Annotated in this window: 16 protein-coding genes; 4 read left to right on the top strand and 12 right to left on the bottom strand. The window is 55.2% G+C overall.

The annotated features are described in order from the left end of the window. Window positions 1–2: 2 nt before the first annotated feature. The 4 genes from bcsB (ABIB59_RS18815) to bcsR are packed head-to-tail and all read right to left on the bottom strand — an operon-like array spanning window position 3 to window position 5,998. On the bottom strand, window positions 3–2,414 hold the full coding sequence (bcsB, locus tag ABIB59_RS18815; RefSeq protein ID WP_052249308.1) for a cellulose biosynthesis cyclic di-GMP-binding regulatory protein BcsB: 2,412 nt from the start codon (window positions 2,412–2,414) through the stop codon (window positions 3–5). A gap of 25 nt (window positions 2,415–2,439) precedes the next feature. Beyond that, window positions 2,440–5,037, bottom strand: a complete 2,598-nt coding sequence (gene bcsA, locus ABIB59_RS18810; RefSeq protein WP_107224346.1) for a UDP-forming cellulose synthase catalytic subunit — start codon at window positions 5,035–5,037, stop codon at window positions 2,440–2,442. Beyond that, the gene (bcsQ, locus tag ABIB59_RS18805) at window positions 5,034–5,798 is read right to left on the bottom strand and encodes a cellulose biosynthesis protein BcsQ (protein WP_354036558.1); all 765 of its coding nucleotides are present in this window, start codon (window positions 5,796–5,798) and stop codon (window positions 5,034–5,036) included. The genes bcsA (ABIB59_RS18810) and bcsQ (ABIB59_RS18805) overlap by 4 nt, the downstream gene beginning before the upstream one ends. A gap of 11 nt (window positions 5,799–5,809) precedes the next feature. After that, complete coding sequence (gene bcsR, locus ABIB59_RS18800; RefSeq protein WP_039080217.1) at window positions 5,810–5,998, bottom strand: cellulose biosynthesis protein BcsR; 189 nt, start codon at window positions 5,996–5,998, stop codon at window positions 5,810–5,812. Window positions 5,999–6,169: 171 nt separating this feature from the next. Between bcsR and bcsE the strand changes: the two genes are divergently transcribed. From bcsE to bcsG, 3 genes are read left to right on the top strand one after another with little or no spacing between them, the layout of a single operon-like run. Beyond that, window positions 6,170–7,729: a cellulose biosynthesis c-di-GMP-binding protein BcsE gene (gene bcsE, locus ABIB59_RS18795; RefSeq protein WP_125123739.1), complete on the top strand. Its 1,560-nt coding sequence runs from the start codon at window positions 6,170–6,172 to the stop codon at window positions 7,727–7,729. Further along, window positions 7,726–7,923: a cellulose biosynthesis protein BcsF gene (bcsF, locus tag ABIB59_RS18790; RefSeq protein ID WP_039080215.1), complete on the top strand. Its 198-nt coding sequence runs from the start codon at window positions 7,726–7,728 to the stop codon at window positions 7,921–7,923. Before bcsE ends, bcsF begins: the two co-directional genes overlap by 4 nt. After that, window positions 7,916–9,595: a cellulose biosynthesis protein BcsG gene (bcsG, locus tag ABIB59_RS18785; protein ID WP_354036555.1), complete on the top strand. Its 1,680-nt coding sequence runs from the start codon at window positions 7,916–7,918 to the stop codon at window positions 9,593–9,595. Before bcsF ends, bcsG begins: the two co-directional genes overlap by 8 nt. A gap of 126 nt (window positions 9,596–9,721) precedes the next feature. On the opposite strand, the gene ABIB59_RS18780 is transcribed toward bcsG, so the two are convergent. Genes ABIB59_RS18780 through bcsO form a run of 7 tightly spaced genes read right to left on the bottom strand, consistent with a single transcriptional unit; the run spans window position 9,722 to window position 21,024 of the window. Then, a complete protein-coding gene (locus ABIB59_RS18780) occupies window positions 9,722–10,720 on the bottom strand; it encodes a family 8 glycosyl hydrolase (RefSeq protein WP_039080213.1) in 999 nt (332 codons plus the stop codon). Between the two features lie 8 nt (window positions 10,721–10,728). Continuing rightward, window positions 10,729–11,208, bottom strand: coding sequence for a cellulose biosynthesis protein BcsD (gene bcsD / locus ABIB59_RS18775; RefSeq protein ID WP_025760132.1), 480 nt, complete (start codon window positions 11,206–11,208; stop codon window positions 10,729–10,731). Beyond that, entirely contained in the window at window positions 11,208–15,209 is a 4,002-nt protein-coding gene (locus ABIB59_RS18770; RefSeq protein ID WP_354036553.1) for a cellulose biosynthesis protein BcsC, read from the bottom strand. The genes bcsD and ABIB59_RS18770 overlap by 1 nt, the downstream gene beginning before the upstream one ends. 13 nt (window positions 15,210–15,222) lie before the next feature. Continuing rightward, complete coding sequence (gene bcsB, locus ABIB59_RS18765; RefSeq protein ID WP_354036551.1) at window positions 15,223–17,517, bottom strand: cellulose biosynthesis cyclic di-GMP-binding regulatory protein BcsB; 2,295 nt, start codon at window positions 17,515–17,517, stop codon at window positions 15,223–15,225. Beyond that, a complete protein-coding gene (gene bcsA / locus ABIB59_RS18760) occupies window positions 17,514–19,628 on the bottom strand; it encodes a UDP-forming cellulose synthase catalytic subunit (protein ID WP_079496934.1) in 2,115 nt (704 codons plus the stop codon). Before bcsA (ABIB59_RS18760) ends, bcsB (ABIB59_RS18765) begins: the two co-directional genes overlap by 4 nt. Before the next feature lie 17 nt (window positions 19,629–19,645). Further along, on the bottom strand, window positions 19,646–20,449 hold the full coding sequence (gene bcsQ, locus ABIB59_RS18755) for a cellulose biosynthesis protein BcsQ (protein ID WP_025760128.1): 804 nt from the start codon (window positions 20,447–20,449) through the stop codon (window positions 19,646–19,648). Next, window positions 20,440–21,024 (bottom strand): cellulose biosynthesis protein BcsO, encoded by a 585-nt coding sequence (gene bcsO / locus ABIB59_RS18750; RefSeq protein WP_107224353.1) that lies wholly within the window; start codon window positions 21,022–21,024, stop codon window positions 20,440–20,442. The genes bcsQ (ABIB59_RS18755) and bcsO overlap by 10 nt, the downstream gene beginning before the upstream one ends. 574 nt (window positions 21,025–21,598) lie before the next feature. Between bcsO and ABIB59_RS18745 the strand changes: the two genes are divergently transcribed. Next, on the top strand, window positions 21,599–22,510 hold the full coding sequence (locus ABIB59_RS18745; protein WP_039080208.1) for a LysR substrate-binding domain-containing protein: 912 nt from the start codon (window positions 21,599–21,601) through the stop codon (window positions 22,508–22,510). Here ABIB59_RS18745 and ABIB59_RS18740 read toward each other — a convergent pair. Beyond that, window positions 22,502–23,320, bottom strand: coding sequence for an oxamate carbamoyltransferase subunit AllH family protein (locus ABIB59_RS18740; protein WP_354036548.1), 819 nt, complete (start codon window positions 23,318–23,320; stop codon window positions 22,502–22,504). The two genes, ABIB59_RS18745 and ABIB59_RS18740, sit on opposite strands and share 9 nt — an antisense overlap. Window positions 23,321–23,376: the final 56 nt, after the last annotated feature.

Genomic DNA, 23,376 nt, shown 5'->3' with positions numbered 1-23,376 from the left:
GCTTACTCGTGATCCGGGTCGAGACGACGACGGCTAATAATACGCAGCAGACGCCACAGCACCCATGCCAGCAATACCACGCTCACCGCGGCCAGAATCGCCAGCAGTACCGGATGGTTCGCCAGCGCATACCAGATACGTTCGAACCACGGCAGATGCCCCACGTAGTAGATGTCACCCACACGCAGACCGTTCACCCCCGATTCACGAATCACCGACACGGAGCCGAAAATCGAGGCACGTTTACCGCTGTCATTCATCGCATCGTTTAACAACTCGTAGCCGCGCGGGCTATCCGCCAGCAGTGCCACCACGCTGCGCTGATCGTTATAAGGCGACTGGAAGCCGATAATGGCCGCCATCGGGCCGCTGGACGACACCGAGGTCTGCGCATCCGCCTGACGATCAACATCATCAGGCGTCACGCCAGGGAACGGCGTCTGGCGCAGCGGCGTTTTCACCCAGCTTTGCGCCGCGTGAACCAGCAGGTCGATACGCTTGTCGTCTTTCAGTTTTTCCGGGAGCGCGCCGATGATCATGATGTCGGCGTCTTTCCCCTGAATCTGCGTACCGTCATTGGTCAATGTCACGTTAATGGCCGGGAAGCCCGTTTGCGCACCGACGGTAGCCAGCGAGTCCAGCAGCGTGGTCAGTTGCCCCTCCGTCGGAGTTGGCGGCACCACAACAATGGTTTCAGACAGGTCAGCCATTCGGGTGAACGGGAAGCCTGCATTGGCAAACGCGCGCAGATCCGGCATCGCCAGGAAATGGTAGTACTTCGAGAAGTCGATGGTGGAATCGTCGCCAATCACCACACGGTTTTGCACCGGCTGGAAGGTGACGCAGTTGTCGATAGTGCCCCCCGGCATGGGATTCATATACTGGAAGTCAAAGCGCAGTTGGTTCACCGCCCCCAGTTTCAGCGCCGGAATAGAAACATCGGTTTTACCATCCAGCAGCCCCTGTAACACCGGCAGGCGCAGCAGTAGTCGGTTGGTATCCTGATTACTGACCAGACTGAAATATTGCAGGAACTGGTTGTTCAGGCTGATATCCATGCGCGAATTGTCTTTGGTCGGCGGCGCGGTATAACGATAGTTCAGGTGCATATCGATACCGTTGCTGCGCAAGAGATAGAGATCCGGCGGCAGGTTCAACGCGACATTGATCGACGCCGGTTGCAGGCCCGTGGACTGCAACTGCTCTTCATAGGTTTTCAGTTCACCAAAGGTGACCGCGCGGTCAGTGCGTATCCAGTTCGGCGCATCATAGGGTTTACGCGCCAGCAGTGGTTTCACTTCATCAACGGTGACACTGCTGCCACGGAACAACACGTTCCCCTGAGCGATACCTTTTGCCGCCTGTAACAGGTCTTTGTCATCGCGCCCAAATACCACCAGTAATTTCACATAAGGATTGTTCGGGTGGCTCATCATGGTGATGGTTGGGGCGTTCACCGCCGGTGCGTCACGCAGGAAATCCGGACGCTTGTCGTTGGTGGCGAAAATAATCGCATTACGATCCGGCAGACCGTTGTACATGACCGGGAAATTCTGCCCCCGCCAGCCGGTACGCGAACCAAACCAGGAGGCAATGACCGCCGCCGCCTGCTGCTCAGCCAGATCCGGCGCACCGGCGAAGACCATCGGCAGCGTTAACGGACGGGTGTCACGCGGGTCGAAGAACGGGATCGGGAAGTGCGACAGGTCGTTTTGCACGGCCAGCGTCTGGTAAGAAAGTTCCAGCGAGCTACTGCGGCCAATATCCATCCACAGCGTCGTGCTGGCCGGGTTTTCACAGACATCGCGATAGTGACCGACAAACTCCAGCCGCACACGGTTGAAGTCGGTAATGTAAAGCGGGTCGATGGGCACCTGCGCAAAGGTCTTTTTACCCAGTTGTTCTTTGGTGACCGGCAGCACGCCCATCAGTTCGTCATTCAGGTAGACCTTTAGCTGCGACTGGACCGGCAGCAGTGACGGTGATGGGGTATATTCGAGATTGAGCAGCGCTTTCGACACCACTTCATCGCTGCGCGTGCCGAACTCAATGCCATTGTTCGGGTTGACACCGCGCAGCACCATACTGCCTGGCGGCGGCGCAATCTCAGCAAACGTCAGCTTGACCTCGCGCGATGGCGCATTTGAAAGCGTCACGGCCGGCGTCACCTGCCCTGTGGCATGGCTTCCGGTCGGGGGTGCCGGTTGCGTTTGTCCCTCTGTCGGGGTGGTAGGGACCAGCGTTTCCGATTGTGTCGGCGCAGGCGTCGCGACCGGCTGTGTCGCAGGCGCGACGGCAGGCACGGTGGGGGCCGCTTGCGCCGCCGGGTTACCGGGTGCCGCATACGTCATCAGGGAGGGTATAGCGCTCATCCCCACAGCCACTGCACAAATCCAGGAAAGTTTTCTTTTCATCGCGTTTTCATCATTGTTGAGCCAATCACGTCACGGGGTGCTGTATTACCGCTTCACGTTCCGGGCGACGCGGTATAAACGACACAATCCAGGCAACCAGTACGGTTAGCGACCGGAAAATCATTTTCACAGACGGTGGAGCAAATTCCGCGAGATGGCGATAACCACGGAAGCCCAGTTTTAAAATATCCATCAAGCTTTCCAGTGGCTTATCTTCCGGGAAGCTGTCCTGCCACAACGCCCATGTATCCGCACGGGCAAACGTACACTGCACAAAATCGATATGCTGTTTCGTGGTCAGCGGCATTAATTGCAGCCCCACCTCATTGCCGGAAACGCGCACGACCATTGTCGGGAAGACATACTCTTGTTGGCCGCGTTTTAACAGCAGGCTGACTTTCTGCCCTTCCAGTACCTGGGCCTGGCCATTGATTTTGATCCCCAGGCCGCCGTCGGAGAAATCATGCACGGTACAGGAGAACAGATGACCGTCTTCGCGGGCGATAGCCGCAGGCATGGCTATCTCCACGCGGTGCGCGCGACGAACCTGCTTGCTTTCCACCGATACCGCCACCGCGCCACCGAGGATAATCAGGTTGTAGAACACCCATGCGATACTGACGAAGACCGTTAAAATCTCGTTTTGCGGGCCGTAGAAATAACGCCAGATGCCTACCAGCACGCCGACGATGTTCAGCAAAACAAGGAAGATATAGGGCCGGGAGATAACCCAGTCGACATACTCTTCTTCGACCAGTCCCCCTTTTGCGGTGACGTTGAATTTGCCCTTGTGCGGGTTAAAGAGCGCCACCAGAGTCGGCGGTGCGATATACCAGGCCAGCACGGTTTCGTAGATTTCACTCCAGAACGAATGGCGATATTTACCCTGAATTTTGGAGTTGGTCAGGCTGGCGTGGATCATGTGCGGCAAAACAAACAGCGCAATCATGATGGCTGGCGCATAGATGATGTAGGCATGCAGCAGCAGGAACGCCAGCGGCGCGGTGAGAAACACCAGGCGCGGGATCCCGGAGAGGAAGTGCAGCATGGCGTTGACGTAACACAGACGCTGCGCCAGTTTCAGCCCTTTGCCGAGCAGGGGATTATCGAGACGGAAAATCTGAATCATCCCGCGCGCCCAGCGGATACGCTGGCCGATGTGCGCCGACAGACTCTCCGTTGCCAGACCGGCGGCCTGGGGAATACGCATATAGGCAGAAGTATGTCCTCTGCGATGCAGGCGCAGCGAGGTATGGGCATCTTCGGTGACCGTTTCCACCGCGATACCGCCAATCTCATCCAGCGGCCCACGACGAATGACCGCACACGAGCCGCAGAAGAAGGTGGCATCCCACATATCGTTGCCGTCCTGAACCAGCCCGTAGAACAGAGTTCCTTCGTTTGGCGTTTTACGGAAACGGCCAAGGTTGCGCTCGAACGGGTCCGGCGAGAAAAAGTGGTGCGGCGTCTGCATCATCGCCAGATCTTTTTCTTTGATAAACCAGCCCATGGTCATTTGCAGGAAAGAGCGCGTCGGCACGTGGTCGCAGTCAAAAATCGAAACGAAATCGCCTTTGGCATATTTCAGCGCGTTATTGATGTTCCCGGCTTTCGCGTGCTCATGGGTGGTACGGGCGATGTATTCCACGCCCACGGTCTGGGCAAACTGACGAAACTCTTCCCGACCGCCGTCATCAAGGATCCAGATTTTGAGTTTATCTTTCGGCCAGTCGATACCCATCGCCGCATAAATGGTGTTTTTCACCACATTTAAATCTTCGTTATAGGTGGGCACAAAAATATCGACCGACGGCCAGAGAGCCATATCTTTTGGCAGCGGCACCGGCTGGCGATTAAGCGGCCAGGCCACCTGGAAATAGCCGAGAATGAGCACAATCCACGCATAGGTTTCGGCGAACAGCAACACGATACCGCACACCAGGCTGACCGGGTCATCCCAGTTCAGGGTGGAGGTATAGCGCCACCAGATGTAGCGGCAGGAGACCGTTAGCGACAGGACGATCAGCATCAGCGCGGAGAAACGCCCCGGAATACGACGAACCAACAGGGCCACGCCCCATAACAGCAGCAGGAAAATGAGCTGCGACAGTGGGTTAAACGGCTGGGTAATGCAGACGATCGCCAGAATCAGCGAGAAGGTGATGATGATCCCCAGAATGAAACGTCGCGTTCTCCGGCTGAGATGCCCCAGTTCTTTTTGGTTATCCAGGTGGCGGGTCTGGTCAGAAACGCGGGTGGGCAGAGAATCCAGCCAGCGATGGTAACGTTCGCGCAGCTTATGGACGCGTTCAGGTTTCTGCGCCTGCGCTGCCACATGCTGTGGCAAAGTTGCCAGCAGCCAGAGGACCTGCAACAGATAACGTGCCGGGTCAAGCGGACGCGGTTTGTCCGGATTAATGTGTGGAAACAGCGCCTGATGCTGCTCACGCACCCGCTGCCAGCGATCATTTTCCAGCGGCAGAAACAGCCATGCCAGTGCTACCCAGAAACAGCCGCATGCCGCACTGAACCCCGACGCCTTATTCCGGCGATAAAAGCGGTAACGCTCGCTTAAGCGGGTATATACCGGGGGGGTCAGAAACAAGGCGGCCAGACGACTCATTCAGGCACCCTCGCGTGTTGTTCCCCCGGCGTGGCTGCGGGCGAACAGTGCAGCAAACACCAGTTTGCCAGCGTCAGGATCTCTTCCGCCGCCAGTGAATCACTCCGGTATTCTCCCAACGGCTGTTTGGCTGCCAGACATTCCACCATCGCTTCATCACGGTGGATGAGGACGGGCATCAGGTTGCGCTGGCTTTGAAGCCACACCTGATACAGGTCATCCTGCAATTGGCTGCCAATACGTAAATCATTAATCAGAATGTGCGCGCCTGTCGGCAGCCGCTGTTGGTGCAGGCGCACGTGACAGTTGGTATCCGGTTTCACCACCGCCAGCGTTTGGTCGCAATATTCAAGAAACTGGCGCGCCAGCGGCGAGCAGCCGTGCGGTAAGTCAACCAGCACCCATTGGTAGCGCTGCTGTACTTTCAGCGCCTGTAATAGCGTCGTTAGCTGGCCCGGGGGCTGATATAAGAGGTGCTGGTTTTCCCATTCGGCATCCGTCAGGCGGCCAAAGGGCAGGATGTCGATGCTGGAGGTATAACGCAGGCCCGCGTCGCGCCAGTCTTTGCCGTCCAGAAGCGCGCGCGCCCAACCGTCGGCGTGGTCGAAATCAACATTAAATGAGAGGCGCAGGAGGTTATCGGGGCAGGCGTCAATAACAAGTACCGATTCCCCTAAAAGTTGTAATGCCCAGCCAAGCGCCGCGGTAATTGATGTGGTGCCCACACCGCCGCGTACCCCTTGTAACCCCAATACAGCCATCCACGGCTTCCTTATTGTTGACGAGCAAATTCTGCCAGCAGGGGCCAACGTTTAATAGCCGCCGCCAACTGTTCTCGTTGGGAAATATCGGCATAATCTATTTCGGGCAGAGAAAACACCTTACTGAGCGCCAAAAAATCATTTTGAAACGTATAACCCAGCGTCGAATCCATCTGAGTTTTAGGTTCATCGTTATGCATTCAGACACGACCCTTATAATCAGGAAAAGATTGCGTACATTCTTAGTAAGGTATTTGCGACGAAATTCGTTTACATGCTAAATCTGATGTTCTTTAATTTCAATGTTAGGTTTATTTCTCTGCTTTCGCTAGTAAACTGAGATACAGATAAATTACGCGTAGAGGGACACCGTGGACCCCATATTTTCTATTGGCATCCAGTCGCTATGGGACGAATTACGTCACATGCCTGCCGGCGGCGTCTGGTGGATTAACGCCGATCGTGAAGAAGACGCAATTAGCCTTGTTAATCAAACAATTGCATCGCAATCTGAAAACGCGAAAGTCGCGGTTACGGGTATGGGTTATGATTTGCAGAACATCCTCAGATTAGAATCCGATCGCGGCCCAAAAAAAATACAACTTTTTTCCATGCCAAGTCATGAAAAAGGTCTATACTTTTTCTCCCGCGATTTACTTTGTTCTATTGAACCTGAGAATTATTTACTCATTTTGCTGTGTGCAAATAACGCCTGGCAGAATATTTCGGCAGAGAAATTACACCACTGGCTAATACGAATTCATGAGTGGACGAAATATCATAACTGCGCATTGCTGGTAATAAACCCTGCAAACAATAGCGACAGGCAATCATCAGTATTGATAGGTAAATACCGTTCATTGTTCGGTTTGGCTAGTTTGCGTTATACAAGCGGAACGCATCTTTATGATGTGGCCTGGTGGTGTAACGACAGAGGCGTGAGTGCCCAGCAACAACTTATTCTTGAACATCGCGATGGTCACTGGCAATTAGCGAAGCAGGAAGAGGCCTCCGTCCAGCCGCGCAGTGATGAAAAACGAGTGCTCAGTAATGTCGATGTGCTGGAAGGGGCGCCCGCGCTTTCTGAACACTGGACGCTATTTAAAACCAACGAAGGAATGTTTGACGAGGCGCGAACCAGCCAGGCCGCGACCCTTATTTTCGCCCTGAGTCAGAATAACCAAATCGAAACCATTGCCCGCCAGATTCATACTCTGCGCCGCCAGCGCGGTAGCGCACTGAAGATTATCGTTCGTGAAACCAGGGCCAGCCTGCGCGCCACCGATGAACGTTTGCTGTTGCGGTGTGGCGCAAACATGGTCATCCCCTGGAACGCCCCACTCTCCCGCTGCCTGACGCTTATCGAAAGCGTACAGGGGCAACAATTTAAACGTATTGTGCCGGAAGATATCTCTACGCTGCTCTCAATGACACTGCCGCTCAAGCTGCGCGGCTTCCAGCCGTGGACCACGTTCTGCGAAGCGGTAGCCAATATGGTGAATAACACGCTGTTACCGCCAGACGGCAAGGGGGTACTGGTGGCGCTGCGCCCGGTGCCCGGTATTCGCGTAGAACAAGCGCTAACGCTCTGCCGCCCGAACCGTGCCGGGGATATTGTCACCATCGGCGATAATCGCCTGTTGATGTTTTTGTCGTTCTGTCGTGTGAATGATCTCGACACCGCCCTTAACCACATTTTCCCATTACCTACAGCCGACATCTTCTCTAACCGCATGGTGTGGTTCGAAGACAACCAGATTGCGGCCGAGCTGGTGCTGTTGCGGGAAGTCGGGCCGGAAAAATGGGGCAGTCCGCTGGCGGGTACAAGCGATGAGCCGAAAATCATGAATGCCGAGCATGACGGGCAAGTCTGGCGACGTATCCCCCAACCCCTGCGACTGTTAAGTGAAGAGACGGGGAGCGCATCATGATGTCCATCGCCGATATTATTGAACTCGTTATCCTTTGCGCGCTGATTTTCTTCCCGCTGGGCTATCTGGCACGCCACTGGCTGTACCGCATTCGTCTTATTGCAAGAATAATGTTTATTAAACCTCGCTACGTTAAACCGGCCGGCATATTGCGTCGGGAATCGTTCGTCAAGGCAGACCGAAAACATGACTAATCAAACGCTGACGCCTTCCAGACCCTCGACGCTGTGGCAACACTGGCGCGGTTTATCCGGCTGGAATTTCTATTTTTTGGTGAAATTTGGTTTGCTGTGGGCGGGCTACCTTAATTTTCATCCATTGCTGAACCTGGTGTTTATGGCCTTTTTGTTGATGCCATTGCCAGGTCCGGGCCTGCACCGCCTGCGCCACTGGATTGCCCTCCCGATTGGTTTCGGCCTGTTCTGGCATGATACCTGGCTACCGGGTATCGATAGCATTATGAGTCAGGGCTCCCAGGTGGCAGGCTTTAGCGCCGATTACCTGCTCGATCTGGTAACGCGTTTTATTAACTGGCAGATGATTGGCGCGCTGTTCGTGTTGCTGGTCGCCTGGCTGTTCCTGGCGCAGTGGATACGCGTCACGGTATTTGTTGTCGCTATTATGATCTGGCTGAATGTGCTGACGATTGTCGGCCCGGCCTTCACCCTGTGGCCGCAAAGCACCCAACAAAACACCATTGCCACAACGGGCGGTACTGTGGCGCCGACCGTCGCGAATACCGCGGCAACACCCGTGGTGGGCGATATTCCGGCACAAACCGCGCCGCCAACCTCAGAGAACCTGAATGCCTGGCTCGCCAGTTTCTATGCCTCCGAAGAGAAACGCCAGACGCCGTTCCCGACACAGTTGCCGGCAGATGCACAGCCTTTTGATCTGCTGGTTATCAACATTTGTTCGCTCTCCTGGTCAGATATTGATGCCGCAGGTTTGTCATCACACCCATTGTGGTCACATTTCGATATCGTCTTTAAGCAGTTTAATTCGGCCACTGCCTATAGCGGCCCGGCGGCCATTCGTCTGCTACGCGCGAGCTGCGGTCAGACATCGCATAAAAATCTCTACCAGACAGCCGGCGCCCAGTGCTACCTGTTTGATAACCTGGCCAAACTGGGCTTCACCCAACAGTTGATGATGGATCACAACGGCGTGTTTGGTGATTTCCTCAAAGAGATCCGCGACAACGGCGGCGTGCAGGTGCCGTTGATGAATCAGGCAGGCTTGCCGCCGGTTCTGTTGTCGTTTGATGGCTCCCCGGTCTATGACGATACCGCCGTGTTGAACCGCTGGATGGAGAACGAGGCGAACAATAATGGTCAGCGTACCGCAACCTTCTATAACCTGCTGCCACTGCACGACGGTAACCATTTCCCCGGCGTGCGCCAGACGGCGGATTATAAAATTCGCGCCCAGAAATTGTTTGATGAGCTGGATACCTTCTTCACGCAACTGGAGAAATCCGGGCGTAAGGTGATGGTGGTGATGGTGCCGGAACATGGCGCGGCGCTGCAGGGCGATAAGATGCAGGTTTCCGGCCTGCGTGATATTCCAAGCCCATCAATTACCCACGTCCCAACGGCAATCAAATTCTTTGGTATGAAGGCGCCGCATGAAGGGCCTGCGATTGAGATCAATCAACCGAGCAGCTTCCTGGCGATATCAGAACTGGTAACACGCGTGCTGGATGGCAAGATATTCACCGAAGATCGTGTGAACTGGGATCAGTTGACCAGCGGCCTGCCGCAGACAGCGCCGGTTTCAGAAAATGCTAACGCCGTGGTGATTCAGTACCAGAATAAGCCGTATGTTCGGCTGAACGGCGGCGACTGGGTGCCCTATCCGCAGTAGGTTATTTCCCCTCGACCTGGCCCTCTCCCCAAAGAGGAGAGGGGACCGATCGTGCTCGCATTTTTGTGGGGATTCCTCACTCCTCAAGGGAGAGGGTGAGGAGACATCACCAGGAAAAGCGGAAAATTACTGTTGCTGCTGTGCCAGCCAGACCAACATTTTCAGACTGGCAGAATAATAATCATCCTGTGCGTTGATTTGCGGCTCGCCAGACGTTTGACCCATCGTCAAATCACGTACCGCCAGCAAACCGCCATTCATATTGTACGGGGCGGTATCGTTGGTTGTAACGTTCACCCAGGCCGGGGTGCGGCTACGATCATAACCCTGCCACCAGTTGCGCCACGGCGTCAGCAGCGAACTTTGCGGGTTCCACCATGAGATATACAACGGAATACGAATGGCGTCGAAACTCATGCGCGGCGGCCACTCTTTAGCAGGGCTCAGTTTGCCATCCGCCGACAGTGATACCCAGTCGGTAGGCAAATGCGATTGACCCCAGCCCATTTTGCCAAGCAGCGTAGTGCTATCACGGATCAGATCATTCCAGACCACCAGATGGCTACGGTTGGCGAACGCTTTCCATGCCGGGAAGATAAAATAGGACGGGTTCAGGTTCACATAACTGTTGAGATTGAACCCCTTCGCCCCCGGCAGCATCACCCGATAACCCGCATAATTGATCACCGTATGTTTAATCATCGCCTGGGTAATGGCATCCGATGCGGTGGCATAACTATTATCATTCCAGCGCTGACTGGCTTTTAACAACGCCCATGCAATTAACGCATCGCCATCCGTTGCGTCATTCTTATCGGCAATCGGATCCGGCTCGACGGGGTTAAAACGCCAGTAGAACAGACCATTGTCCTTGTTCCTGAGCGTCTTATCTGTCCATCCCCAGATGCGGTCAAACGCCGCTTTATCATTGCTGGCCACCGCCATCAGCATGGCGAAACCCTGGCCTTCCGTGTGAGAGACGTTTTTATTGCCGGTATCAACAATACGGCCATCCGTCATCAGAAAGCGCGCTTTGTACGCTTCCCAGGCCTGTCCCGCCTGTGAAAACGAGGAAAAAAGCACACTCACCATCATCACCATCATGGCGAAAACGCGTTTAAACATACTCAGACTCATTGTGGGTTAGCGTAGCGGAACACAACGTCCGATACGGAGTAAAGCCGTTCGCGGCTAAAAGCGAGATGCGATTGCCCGCCCTGTCCCTGCAGCCAACGGGAATAAAGCCCTTCCAGTATGGCGCAAAATGCGTAACACCAACGCGTCTGGCTGTTCTCATCCCGGGAGACCGGTAACCCCTGATGGCGGAACGATAATCCCTCTTCGCTGGCATCAATATCAATATAGCCCCAATTAAACTCCGCAAGCAGCGCGTTGATGTTGGTTTCGAGTTCGCCGATGGTTTGTGAGGCAGGCAGAGGAAAACGTTCCGCCAGCGATGCCCCCATCTGGCGCAAGAAGGGTTGGCTTTCCGCTTCCCCCACGTTTCTCACCATGCCATCAACCATTACCGACAGCAGGTCAAACCAACCGGCCGGCGTTTGCTGCCGTTGAAAATAAGACAGCAGTAAAGGATTAGCCGTACTCGACGTCATTATTTATCTCCCAACATATAGCGGAACCAGATCCCGGCAGTACTTTCGTTATAGTCGCCAAAGGTGTCGTAACCGACCCTACCGCCGACGGTCATGTTCTTGTTCAGGTTGTAATCAATCCCTGCCCGGAAGGTATAGCCAATCCCGTTTTGCGATTTGCTGCCATACTGCGCTTCTTTGGTAAAGCCCATATCAGCCAGTTGCTGCAACATTCTCTGTGCTTCGGGATCGTTCGGGAAATAATCGCTCTTATCCTGGGTGTAGGACTGATATCCCACCGATCCGCCCAGGCTCAGCTTCCAGTTATCGATTTTTTGCGAGAAATCGACAGGTAACGACACGCTGACATAGTTCTGTGGGCTAAAGTAGCCCCCCTGTCCATAGGTGAAGTAGCTGAGGTTTTTCGAGAAATTCATCCAACTGACGCTTAAGCCCGTCTGCAACTGACGGAAATCATCATGCCACGGACGAAGGTACACGCCGGCGTTGGCGTTGGCGCTGGTGTTGCTCGCCACGTTGTTGCCAATGTAGCTGTAACCACCGCCCCCCACGAAGAAGCCCGCATCACCGTCGTCGTAGCTCAGTTGTACGCTACCGCCGTTTTTCGTCACCTGGCCCCAACTGTCTCCTGAATATTTATCTTTCAGGCCAACATAGGAGAGCAGGCTATCGGTCACTGCGCGGCGTTCGCCGGTCAGAATTAACGTCAGGTAATTGGAAAGCTTCGGCGACCATTTCACTCCGCCCACCAGCGTACTCATGTCCTGACCGAGCGGCGTACTGCCGATATCCACACGGTAGCTATCGCCACTGAGCGCCATATTCAGCTCAACGCCGTTGCCGTTTTGCGAATCCGTTGATGAGTTAATCGGATCGCTGGAACTCGCTTTATAGCTGGAAGTACTGAGCGCTTTCAGACGGCCTAAATCGGTGCCTAACAATCTGTCCAGACGTTCCAGGCCAGTATCAGTAAACGGCGACAATTTGTTCGCATCCGCATACCCGGACAGGTCGGTAAACTTGTCCGTCGCATTGGTATCGGTCGTGGTATTGGCATTGGTGACAGACTGACTGATATTGGTTACCGCATTCGCCAGCGGGTTCGAGCCATAACGGCGCCAGGCATCGCCCGAAGCGGTTCCTGAACTCAAACTGATCGGCGTGGCGGTAAACTCGAAGCGCGACTCACCAAACGGCGAACTTGACCAAGTCAGCGGCGTTTTGGCTTCGGTCAGTTTACTGGTGCCCGACTCACCGTCACGGCCACGGATATCGACCTCGCCCTGCAACCACATCCCTTTCTTCTCATCAAGCTCCTGCATCATGTTATCAACCTGACGCAGCGTGCGGCTTTGCGCGGTCTCGACCGGCAAATCGGTACGGGTTGTGCCCGGTAAACTGCTCCCCGGCTCACGAGCCACTTGCGCGACCTGCCACGGCAGAATAGTGCCGTACAACGCCTGTGGAGAACTCGACTGCGGCGGCGTTTTACTGGTAGTGGTAAACGGATTATCTGCCAACAGTATGCCGCCAATCGTCGGCGTAGCCGCGCTGTTAGACGACTCCAGCCCCACCAGCTTGCCGCGTGCGCTACGTAAGTAGGTCATCGCCTGCTGGTGGTTGCCTTTTGCCTCTTCCAGACGCGCCAGCAACAGCATACGTTCTGGTGAGCTGTCGCTACGCAGACCGCTGGCAAGGGTAGTAGCTTTCTGCACGTTATTCTCGGACAGCGCAACGTCGATAGCCCCCACACGCGCCGCCTGATCCTCGGTATCACGGGTCATCAGGTAGTCGTAGAGTACGCCCGCTTCTTTGTTCATTTTGCCTGTCTGGTACAGACGGCCCATGGCGAACATCAAATCGGTGTTTTGCGGGTCGCTTTGCAGCGCACGGATCAGCTTGTCATACGCCGCGGCGTAGTTGCCCTCTTCACGCAGTTTGTCGGCTTCATTAATCACGTAGCCATTGCGGATACCCGCAAGCTGAGCAGGCGTACTGCGCGCCTGTAGCTCCGGGTTCGACATCAGGGTTTGCGCTTCCTGAGTGAGCCCCGCCTGGTTCAGTACCGCTATCTGATCGGCATAATCCCCGGCGTTGCCTTCTACGCCATCTTTAATACTGTTGCGCACCAGCGATACGGCGGTGGTGATGTCACCCGAACGGGCAAGCATCCGCGCCAGTTTCCCTGCATCGACCGGGCTTTTCGGCGGCTGACTGGCCAGCGCTTTCAGCGTATTGGACGCCGCGGTCATGTTCCCTTGTGAAAGGTAACGTTCTGCCGTTGCCATTTGCAGGTTGTAATTCACACTTTCCGACAGATCGCGCATCTGGCTATTACGGCTGGACGGCGGAATACGCGCCAGCAGAGAGTTGGCCTGCTGCCAGGCCCCGCTTTCGCTGGCATAGAGCGCAGCGGCGTACAGTGAATTGCTGTTAGCACCATCGCGACCCGCCGGGATCATCACCGTGGCCGCTTCACCTTCCTGCCCGGATTTTTGCAGCAGGCGGGCAAGGTCAAGACGCAGCCACGGATCATCCGGCACGCGGGCAACGCCCTGGCGCAGTACCGAAATCGCCTGGTCAGTATTACCGGCCTGGACCAGTTGCTGTGCCTGACGGCGAATCGGATCGCCAGGCGCCCCCGCGACCACACGCGGCTGCAGTTTTTCCTGCAGGCTGGCGGGTAAAGTACGCAGCATCGCCTGCGCTTCTTCCGTTTTATTCTGGTCGCGCAGGACGTAATAGAGGTTTTCCCGTGCCGGGGCGTTCTGCGGCTGCTCGTTGAGAAGTCCCCGCAGGGTCTGTTCGGCCTGCGAAAAGTCTTTGTTCTGCCTCAGCACTGAAGCACGGAACAGTTTTCCTGCCGTGCCACGCTCCCCACTCTCTTGTGCCAGCGGGGCCGAAAGCGCCAGCGCCTGGCTAATATTACCCTCTTTCAATGCCTGCTGAGCCTGGGCGAGCTGGCCGTAAAACGCCGCGTCTGCGGCCTGATTTTTACGCTCATCAGAAGCATCCCCGCCCTGACTGGCTGCCCGATTCAGGTACTGTGCCGCCGCTTTGTAATCACCGCTACGCTGGGCGATGTAGCCCATCCCGGCAAGGGCGTCAGCATCGTTAGGGTTGGTTTGCAGCACCTGCTCAAATTTGTTTTTTGCCGCACTGTTATCACCGCTATTCAGCGCGGTATAGCCCGCGCCTTTCGCCGCGCCGCCGACATTTTTACGGTAATAGTTTTGGACATCAGTATCCTGCGGATGCCGCTGTAGCCAGGTGTCGTAGAAGCGCTCATCGCCTGCCTGCGGCCCCAGCCATAACAGCGCCTGACGCAACCCGTCATCGGCCTCTTTACTGCCGCTGGCCATCGGTTCGAGCAACAAAATGCCGTCGCGGCGCGTCTCTTCACGCCAGGTCAGGATTTTGCCGAGTGCAATGCGCGCAGAGGTATCCTGCGGGTTATGCATCACGAAATTTTTCAGTTGCGACACGGCCTGCGGATAAAGGGTTTTATCTCCCGCCATCGTCTGGTAGTACTCAGGGGCGAGGCTGGGTGGCGGCGTATCGCCGTTAAACATGCTGCGCCAGGTCGCCAGCGCCGCCGGTACGTTACCGCTGCGCGCCTGCTGGCGGGCAAGGCTCAATTGCCCCTGCGGAACCTGCGTCAGTTGTTTGGCATTATCCAGCGCCTGCAACCCCGGATCGTCAGGAGAAACCTGCGCCAGCCGCGAACGCCACTGGGACGAGACTTGCAGATCGCCATTTTGCTGCGCCCATAACGCCATCAGGTACATCGCCTGGGTGTTATTGGCATCCACCATCAACACTTTACGCAGCGACTCCATCGCCAGGTCATCGTGGGATTTCTCATGCCAATAATTCGCCTGGTCAAATAAGGCTTTGAGCGCGGCATCATTCGCGGCGGCATGGGCCAGCCCTGGTATACCGAAAGTGAGCGCGCTGGACAGGCACAGCGTCGTCAAACGGCGGGCGGTTTTTATCATCATTCTTGTCACCCTCTTATTTGCGGTTGTCCAAATCCAGACGTCGTTTCGCGCGATTTCTCAGCAAGACAAAGATCGCCGAGCCAACAATGCAACCAAATAGCAGCCCTAAAATCGCCAGCAGCGCCGAGTGCTGATTTGCATACCAAATCACCCGCATTTGCGTTGGCATCTCGCCACTCGGGAACTGCTCACCCACGCGGAAGCTGCGCACGCCGTTCTCATTGGTGATCACCGCTGCGTCGCCACGGATCCCGGCGTTAATTTTCGCTGAGGCGAGGTCACCGTGCAGACGTGAGAGCTGCTCGTCATTGCTGCCGATAGCCAGTACCACCAGACGATCGTTATTCCACGGTGAACGGAAGCTGACAAAACCGCGCCAGGCTTCGTTGGAGGAGAAGTAGCGGTCGGCTTCCAGCCCGTCTGATGCCCAGTCCCCTGCTATCCAGCGTTTGATACGCTCCCAGGTCGTTGGCTCACGTACGCCCAACGTAGAGTCGTGCATCACAAACGGCGAGGTATTGAGGATCGCGCGGTTAAAGTCATGCTGATCCAGGCCCGTGACCGCCAGCACATCGCGGTCGTTCAGCAGTTCAACACCCGCCCCGCCAGTGGGTACGCCGAGCAACACGCGGTTGCGGCCCAGCGCCGTTCCCGTCGCGTTACCGGAACGTGCCGTCATATCTAAAAGCGTGGCAATCTGCGTTTCAGTCGGTTTTTCCGGCAGCATCAGCACCGTTTCCGAATAATCCGCAAGCCGGGTGAACGGGAAGGACGCGCCCACAAAATAAGAGAGGTTCGGCAACAGCGCGAAGTGACGCGTATGGCTGAGATCAATCCACGAGTCGTCTTCGATACGGCTCTTAATGTTATTGTTCAGCAGCACACTACACGGGGCGCTCGCCTTGGGTTGAATGTTGAAGTACAGCGAGAGCTGGTTGTCGCCATAGATCATGTACGGCTCCAGCGGCATATCAAACTTCTCCTGGCGCGCATCACCGCCAAGCTTATGCCACAACGTTTCCAGCGCCCCCTGCTTATTCACCGGCAGGTTATGCAGGAAGGTATCGTTCATGGTCATGCTGAGCCACGAACGGTCTTCATCAATCCAGCTTTCCGTCGGGAAACGGTAACCAATGTGCAGAGGAATCGTTTCGCCATCCCACAGGAACAGATCCGGTGCCGCACGGAATGCTACGCGCAACGCATCGTGCCACAGCCCCGTGGTGGTCAGGCTCTGATCTTTACGGATCAGTTCTGACAGTTTTACCGGACGATCGGTAGGGATCCAGCGCGGCGCATCGTAAGGTTTACTCGCCGGGATCGTTTGGGTGGTGACATCCACCGACGGCGTCTGCATGGCGAAATTGCCGCGGGTTAAACGCCATGCCGCCGCACGCAGGCTGGCATCATCTTTACCCACCACCAGCAGCAGCTTATAAACCGGGTTTGCCGGGTTATCGACCACTTTGAGTAGCGGCTGCTCGGTAGTCGGTAGCGTCAGGCCACCAATTTGCTCGCCCGGATGACCAATCAGGATGCCGTTCTTTTCCGGCAAGCGGTCATGATAGGCGGCGAACGACACGCCACGGTAGTCTGCCTGGATCCCCATCCACGATGAGATCAGCGCACTGGCGCTTAAGGTATCGCCACTGAGCTTCGCCGGGAAAGCCATGGCGATCGCCGCCGGGGTCATTTGCATGCTGTCAAAGAACGGGCGCGGGAAGTGGCTTAAATCGGCGCCAATGTCCAGTTGCTGCCCTTCCAGCTCGAAACGGGAATCCGCCATGATGGTGACGCGATATTTATCGCTCAGGTCGCGCTGGCACTGCATGGCATCGCCATCGTTGATTTTAAAGCTCAGGTTGTTGCTCGACACCATCAGCGCGGAGGGAATATCCAACTGATAACGCGCGGTGTCGCTGTCGGTCACGGTCAGCGGTACCGTCCCCAGCGGCTGACCATTGAGCATCAACTGCATGGTGGCATTGCGCGCCACCATCGCGGGCGACACTTTCAGGTTCAGTTCAAGGCGCGCCGTGGTAATCACCTGGTCCACGGGCAGGGTAAAGGAGGCGCCCCCCTGGAACTGGCCACCCGTCAGGGAAATCCCTTCCGGGAAACCCATCTGCGCGAGACTGATGCTGTTAACCACCGAAGGAATAAATACCGGTGCGCCCGACGGCGGCACGGGTGGCGTCTCCGCCGGCTCGTTTAATTTCAGTAGCGACTCGATGGAGGTGTCTTCGGCATGCAGCGGCATCATAAAGAGTGCGCCGACCAGCACAGCCAGTGTTGTCAGACGTTTCATGCGTTGCCCTCCTCCTGGGAAGCGGCCTGGTCCTGGCTGGCGCGCAAACGGCGATTTTCGCGACGGTCTTTCCAGGTCAGCCAGAAGAGGTCAAACACACAACGCATAATGGTCCCCAACGAACGGAACGGGTTGTCCTGAGGTTTCGGTGGGTGAATCCATGCATCCGCACGGGAGAGCACCACGCGCACCAGTTCACGACGGCGGGCGAGCGGGATGTCTTCAAACATCAGACGAATCGATTCTTCATCCGTGGCGATGGTTTTTACCGGAATGAGGATCGCGCCGGATTGCAGCAGCAGCTCAATCTCTTCAATCTCATCATCGAGATGGCGATCATCCGGTGCCACAATACGGCAGCCGCCCATCGACAGGTCAGCGGTATGGCTGCGCGACACCACGCCGCTGGCATGGTGGAGCAGTACCGGGATTTCCGCATCAATACGAATGGTTTTGCGCGTCTGTCGGGTTTCGCGCGCAACGGCAATCGCGGCCAACAGAAAGATCAGACTGTACAACCCCCAACCGACGTTTAGGGCGATAACGCGCGGATCCACGCCAAAGTAGTCATGAGCACAGGCGCGAACGATACCGGCAATCACTCCGGCCGCCAGCAGCAGGGCGATAATCAAATGCGGGCGCACCACGCTAAAATCAAAGTACCCCACGTCCAGCAGCGCACCCTTGTCGGTCACGTTGAATTTGCCGCGTTTCGGGAAAAACATCGTCACCACAGTCGGCAATGCAATGTGGAAGGCCAGCACCAGGTCGTAGATCTCCCCCCAGAAGCTATAGCGATGCCGCCCGTTCATGCGCGAGTTGACGTAAATCGCGAGGAACAGATGCGGGAGCGCATAGGCGAAAACCAGGCTCGCTGAGGAGTGAATGATGTTCAGGTTAAACAACAGATAGGCCAGCGGCGCGGTCAAAAACGCAATACGCGGCAGCGCGAACTGGTAGTAAAGCATGGCGCTCAGGTAGCACAGGCGCTGTTGGATAGTCAGGCCGCGACCAAACAGCGGGTTATCCAGACGGAAAATCTGCGTCATCCCACGCGCCCAGCGGGTACGCTGGATAACGTGCAGCACCAGACGTTCAGTCGCCAGACCGGCAGCCAGTGGGATATCCAGGAATGCCGAGCCCCAACCACGGCGCTGCAATTTGAGCGCGGTGTGAGCGTCTTCGGTAACGGTCTCTACGGCAAAACCGCCAATCTCTTCCAGCGCGCTACGGCGAATCACCGCACAGGAGCCGCAAAAAAAGGTGGCGTTCCAGTTGTCGTTGCCCTGCTGAATCGGTCCGTAGAACAGCGACCCTTCGTTAGGGATGTTACGTCCAACGGAGAGGTTACGCTCGAACGGGTCCGGCGAGTAGAAATAGTGCGGTGTCTGCACCAGCGCCAGTTTCGGATCTTTCAGGAAACCACCCACCGTCGCCTGCAGGAAGATGCGTGTCGCAACGTGGTCGCAGTCGAACACGGTAATCAACTCACCCTGCGTCAGCTTCATGGCGTGGTTGAGGTTACCGGCTTTGGCGTGATTGTTGTCGTTACGCGTGATGTACCCGACGCCAACGTCTGCGGCAAAAACAGCAAACTCGCGGCGTTTGCCGTCATCCAGCAGGTAGATATTCATCTTATCGCGAGGATAATCAATGCATTGCGCCGCCAAAACCGTATCACGCACCACATCCAGTGGCTCGTTATAGGTAGGAATATAGACATCCACCGTCGGCCACTGGCTCATATCATCCGGCAGCGGCACAATTTCGCGTTTTAACGGCCAGACCGTCTGCAGATAGCTCAGCAGCAACATGACCCAGACGTAGACCTCCGCCAGAAACAGTCCCATTCCAAGAATGGTTTCAATTTCGGAATTAAAATGCAGGGTTTGCGTCAGGCGGAAATACATATAGCGCGTCGATAAGAGCACCGACATGACCACCATAATGACCGACACGCTGCGTTTTTTGCTAAACCCCATCAAAAACAGCACACCGATGCTGAGCAGACCAAAAATATACTGTTTCTGGCTGTCCATAGGCGTAATGATGACCAGCAGCGCAACAGGTAGCATTGCCAGTACCAGCAAAACATAAAGGAACTTTTTCATAGGTTGCCCTGCGCGAATTAGAAGCCAGACATTTTCGGTTTACTGTGAACCGTGCCGTCTCCGATTTTTACGCCTAAGATTCCGGCGACTCTTTTTGCAATGAGTTCGATATCGAATGCAGCGGCGGATGCAGGACTAAAGTCGAAAACCGACTGCTGCGAGGCATTCGCTTCTATGACGCTTTCATCACGATGAATAACGCCTAAAAGTTGATTACCTAATTTCTGTTCCATAAATGCGGTGACATCCCGGCTGACCTGACGACGGTTGTCGCTCTGGTTGAGCACGAAGTAATGGCCCGCTTTTCGATTGAGGACATCCCCGGTGAGACGGTGATTTTCAACGTGAGGCAACAGGGAAAGAGAGGCGGTATCTGCCTGCATGATGACCAGATGCAGATCGGCCAGGCGCGACATGGCTTTCAGTGCAGCAGAGGGGCCGGGAGGAAAATCGGCCACAATGATCAGGCCCGGATAATTCAGCAACGTGTTGAGGCCACGAATCAGAAAATGTTCGTCATTCGTCAGACGTTCTTCAAATACCAGGCGTTGATCTTCGCTGGCTTCGCCATAAGGCAACACAAAGATATTCCCGCCTGCGGTCAATACGAATTGACTCCAGTCCGAGGACTCGGCTGATTTGGCGACATAACCACGCTCGTCAGACAGCGGCACGCCAAAGTGCAGACGCAGTGCGTTCTGCACGTCAAAATCCAGCGCCAGGACCTTACTGCCAGAACGCGCAAGGGCGTAAGCCAGATTAGCCGTGAGCGTCGTTTTCCCAACACCACCCTTCGGTGAACAAACACAAATCAACGGCATGAAGCGATCCTTTCTAGCAAAGATTGTAAAGGTTGGTTTTTTTCTACGGTGGGTTTTGCTTCTGGCGCTTTCGTTGCAAACAGCCGGGAATAATCAGCAGGCGCTGTCGCAGACGGAGCCGGTGCGGTGGTGGTCGTTGGTACAACCGGATTAGCCGCCGGTTGGGCAGAAGGCGCAACGGGTGCCGCCGATTGCGATGCAAGTTGTCCGGCAACTTCACGGAAAATAGACGGGGCGGTCACCGCCGGTAAGTCTGTGTCGACAGGGGGAAGAACGCTTTCGGTGCTGTTTTCGGTGGTTTCGGTGCTTTCAATACTGTTGATAGTATCGATACTTTCGACGCGCTCATGACGTTCGTCACTCGCGAAGACATCCGGGGCGACAGCCTGCGGTTGCGGCAGCGAAACGTGACCACCCATCGCCAGTTTAGACTCCTCTGTTGCAGGAGCTAGCTGATTCATGATCGCCCAACTTCCATGGTCAGGAGAGAGGTTCTGCGCCGACAGATCCTTGAATTCGTATTTTTGGTTGCGGGTCTTATCCTTAAACCTCTGCAAATCATCATAATGGTTCATAGCTATACTCATGATTTACAAAATAAACTATATACCCACCACCTACATAACCTGAGCGATCAGTTATTGGTAGATTCGTTTTATAATTAGGCTGCTCGCCTGTTGTGTGGGTACGTAGATGCTTTGGCTATTAACAATTCGCCTTATTATCGCGTGATTAAATTACACCAGTGCTAACACGCTGTTTATTTCTAGCAAATATATAAATTTCACCTGTACACATGCTATCTTTTTTTTCCCTAAAAATCATTAAAGTAGTTAATAGCAACTCATTACGTTGAACATCAACCTAAGAATCAACTTAATGTGGATAACTAACACAAAAAACCAAATAATACACGGCATGCAGGGTTTTACACCAGTATGAATAGTGAGCGATTTAATTATTGGTTACCTACTGAAATATATAGAAATACTTATTTCATTTAGAACCGGGATAAAAAACGGCAACTCACGATAACTGTGAGAATTAGCGCAACACGCCTGTTTTTAGTAGGGACCGGATGAGCAAGCTGGTCTGAATGCAGGTAATGCGTTAAAAAATAACAACGCGCTATCCGGCAAGGGAGACGGCATGTTGATTAGTGCACAAGCATTGAATGTAATCATCACCATTGCACGCTGCGGTAGTTTTGCCGCAGCCGCAGAGGAACTGCATAAAGTACCGACGGCGCTTAGCTATACGGTTCACAAGCTGGAAAGTGAATTGGGACTCAAGTTATTCAAACGCCTCGGGAAACAGCTCGAATTAACGGAAGCTGGCCGTTATTTCATTAGTAAAGGCCAGATTATCCTGACTCAACTGGATGATCTCCAGTTTGCCACCCAGCGTATTGCCGCTGGTGTCGAGACTCGTCTCAATATTACCCTTAATAATATTGTCAGCCTGCGACCGGTTTACACCCTACTCTCAGAAAGCGAATTACTTTTTCCACAAACCGAAATTCATATCGCGATTGATGTACATGATGGCGTCTGGGACGCCTTACTGGAAAAACGGGCGGATATCGCCATTGCCGCGCCCAACCAGGTCGCCTTACCCGGTGAAATATGCTGCCTGGAAATTGGCACGGTCGAATGGCTATTCGCCATCGCGCCCGATCACCCTCTTACCGCCATTCATCGTCCGCTGCGTGCCGACGACCTGCGTCCTTATCCTGCGGTGTGCATCCCGGATACCTCGGTAAAACTTGAACCCAAAGTTGCCTGGCAGCTACGGGGACAAAAAGCGGTGGTCGTGCCTGACTATCATGCGAAAATCTCTATGCATCTCAAAGGGCTGGGCATTGGTTTTCTGCCACGCCATATTTGCCAGCCCTATATTGATGATGGCCGACTCGTACATCTGCATGTTGAAGAGAGCAAACAACCGACGCCGCTGTTTCTGGCCTGGCAAAGCCGCCCGCCGCGCCCCTGTTTTAACTGGTGGCTGCAGCAGTTAAAACAGACGGAGGTGCAGAAAGCGTTATTTACGCCGTTAAGCTAAGACGTGCGCTGCCGTGAGGACGCCCGCCAGCATGTCGTGACCAGAAGAGTGCCCGTAGTCGGCGACGCGCGCGATGGCCTGCGGCCCTGTCTCGCTTTCGCCTCTCGCCAGCGTCAGCAGTTGGGCGCTGTAATGATGATTACAGCCCTGCTCCAGCATGGCGCGGCTGATATCGGTCGTACGGTCGAGTAAGGGGAGCAGCGCCGCGTTAAATGCCGCTGCACGCGCAAAGCGCCAGTTATGAAGAACCAGCGACACACCCAGCAGGAAATCATCTCCGGCGGGGGTGAGCCCCTCCCCCCGACCAATAAAGCCCATAAGGCATTCATTGAGATCCCCTTCACCCGTGCGCAGCCAGTGGACCAACGAGGTCTGTGCGCGTATTAACGTCGCGTCCGTACGCAGCGCAAGGCGAATGCCTTTTTCCAGCTGATGGCTGAAAAAGGCGGCGATCTGAGCTGCCAGGCGCGCCAGCATTTGCGCTTCGCCGCAGGGTATTAGCCGCGTGGAAACCGGCATGGCTGAGCCCAGTTCGATACGCGCTTTTGTGCCGTACAGGCAGGTTTCATCACGCCAGCGTAGCCGTTCCCCCACGTTAAAAAAGGGGCGCAGGTCAACGCAGTCAGTCACCATTCCCGCCGGGGCCAGCGGCATATCGCTCGCCTGCACCACCCATAGCCTCCCTTGTGGCGTTTGCACGTTACAGGCGCGCTGAAAAATCGAATGGACCCGAAGCCAGGGAACCATAGGGCGCCATGGGGGTAAAGCGTCGCAGAGTTGTATCGCCGCAATATCTCTTCCTGAGGTCATGATTACGCCTGTCAATAGGTGCGAGGTCACAAATCCGCTATCTTGTTTTGGGTGCT

The sequence above is a fragment of the Citrobacter sp. UYEF32 genome (assembly GCF_040546205.1).
Taxonomy (GTDB): Bacteria; Pseudomonadota; Gammaproteobacteria; order Enterobacterales; family Enterobacteriaceae; genus Phytobacter; species Phytobacter diazotrophicus.
Note: the sequence above shows the minus strand (reverse complement) of the source record. Positions and strands in the feature narration are given on the sequence as shown.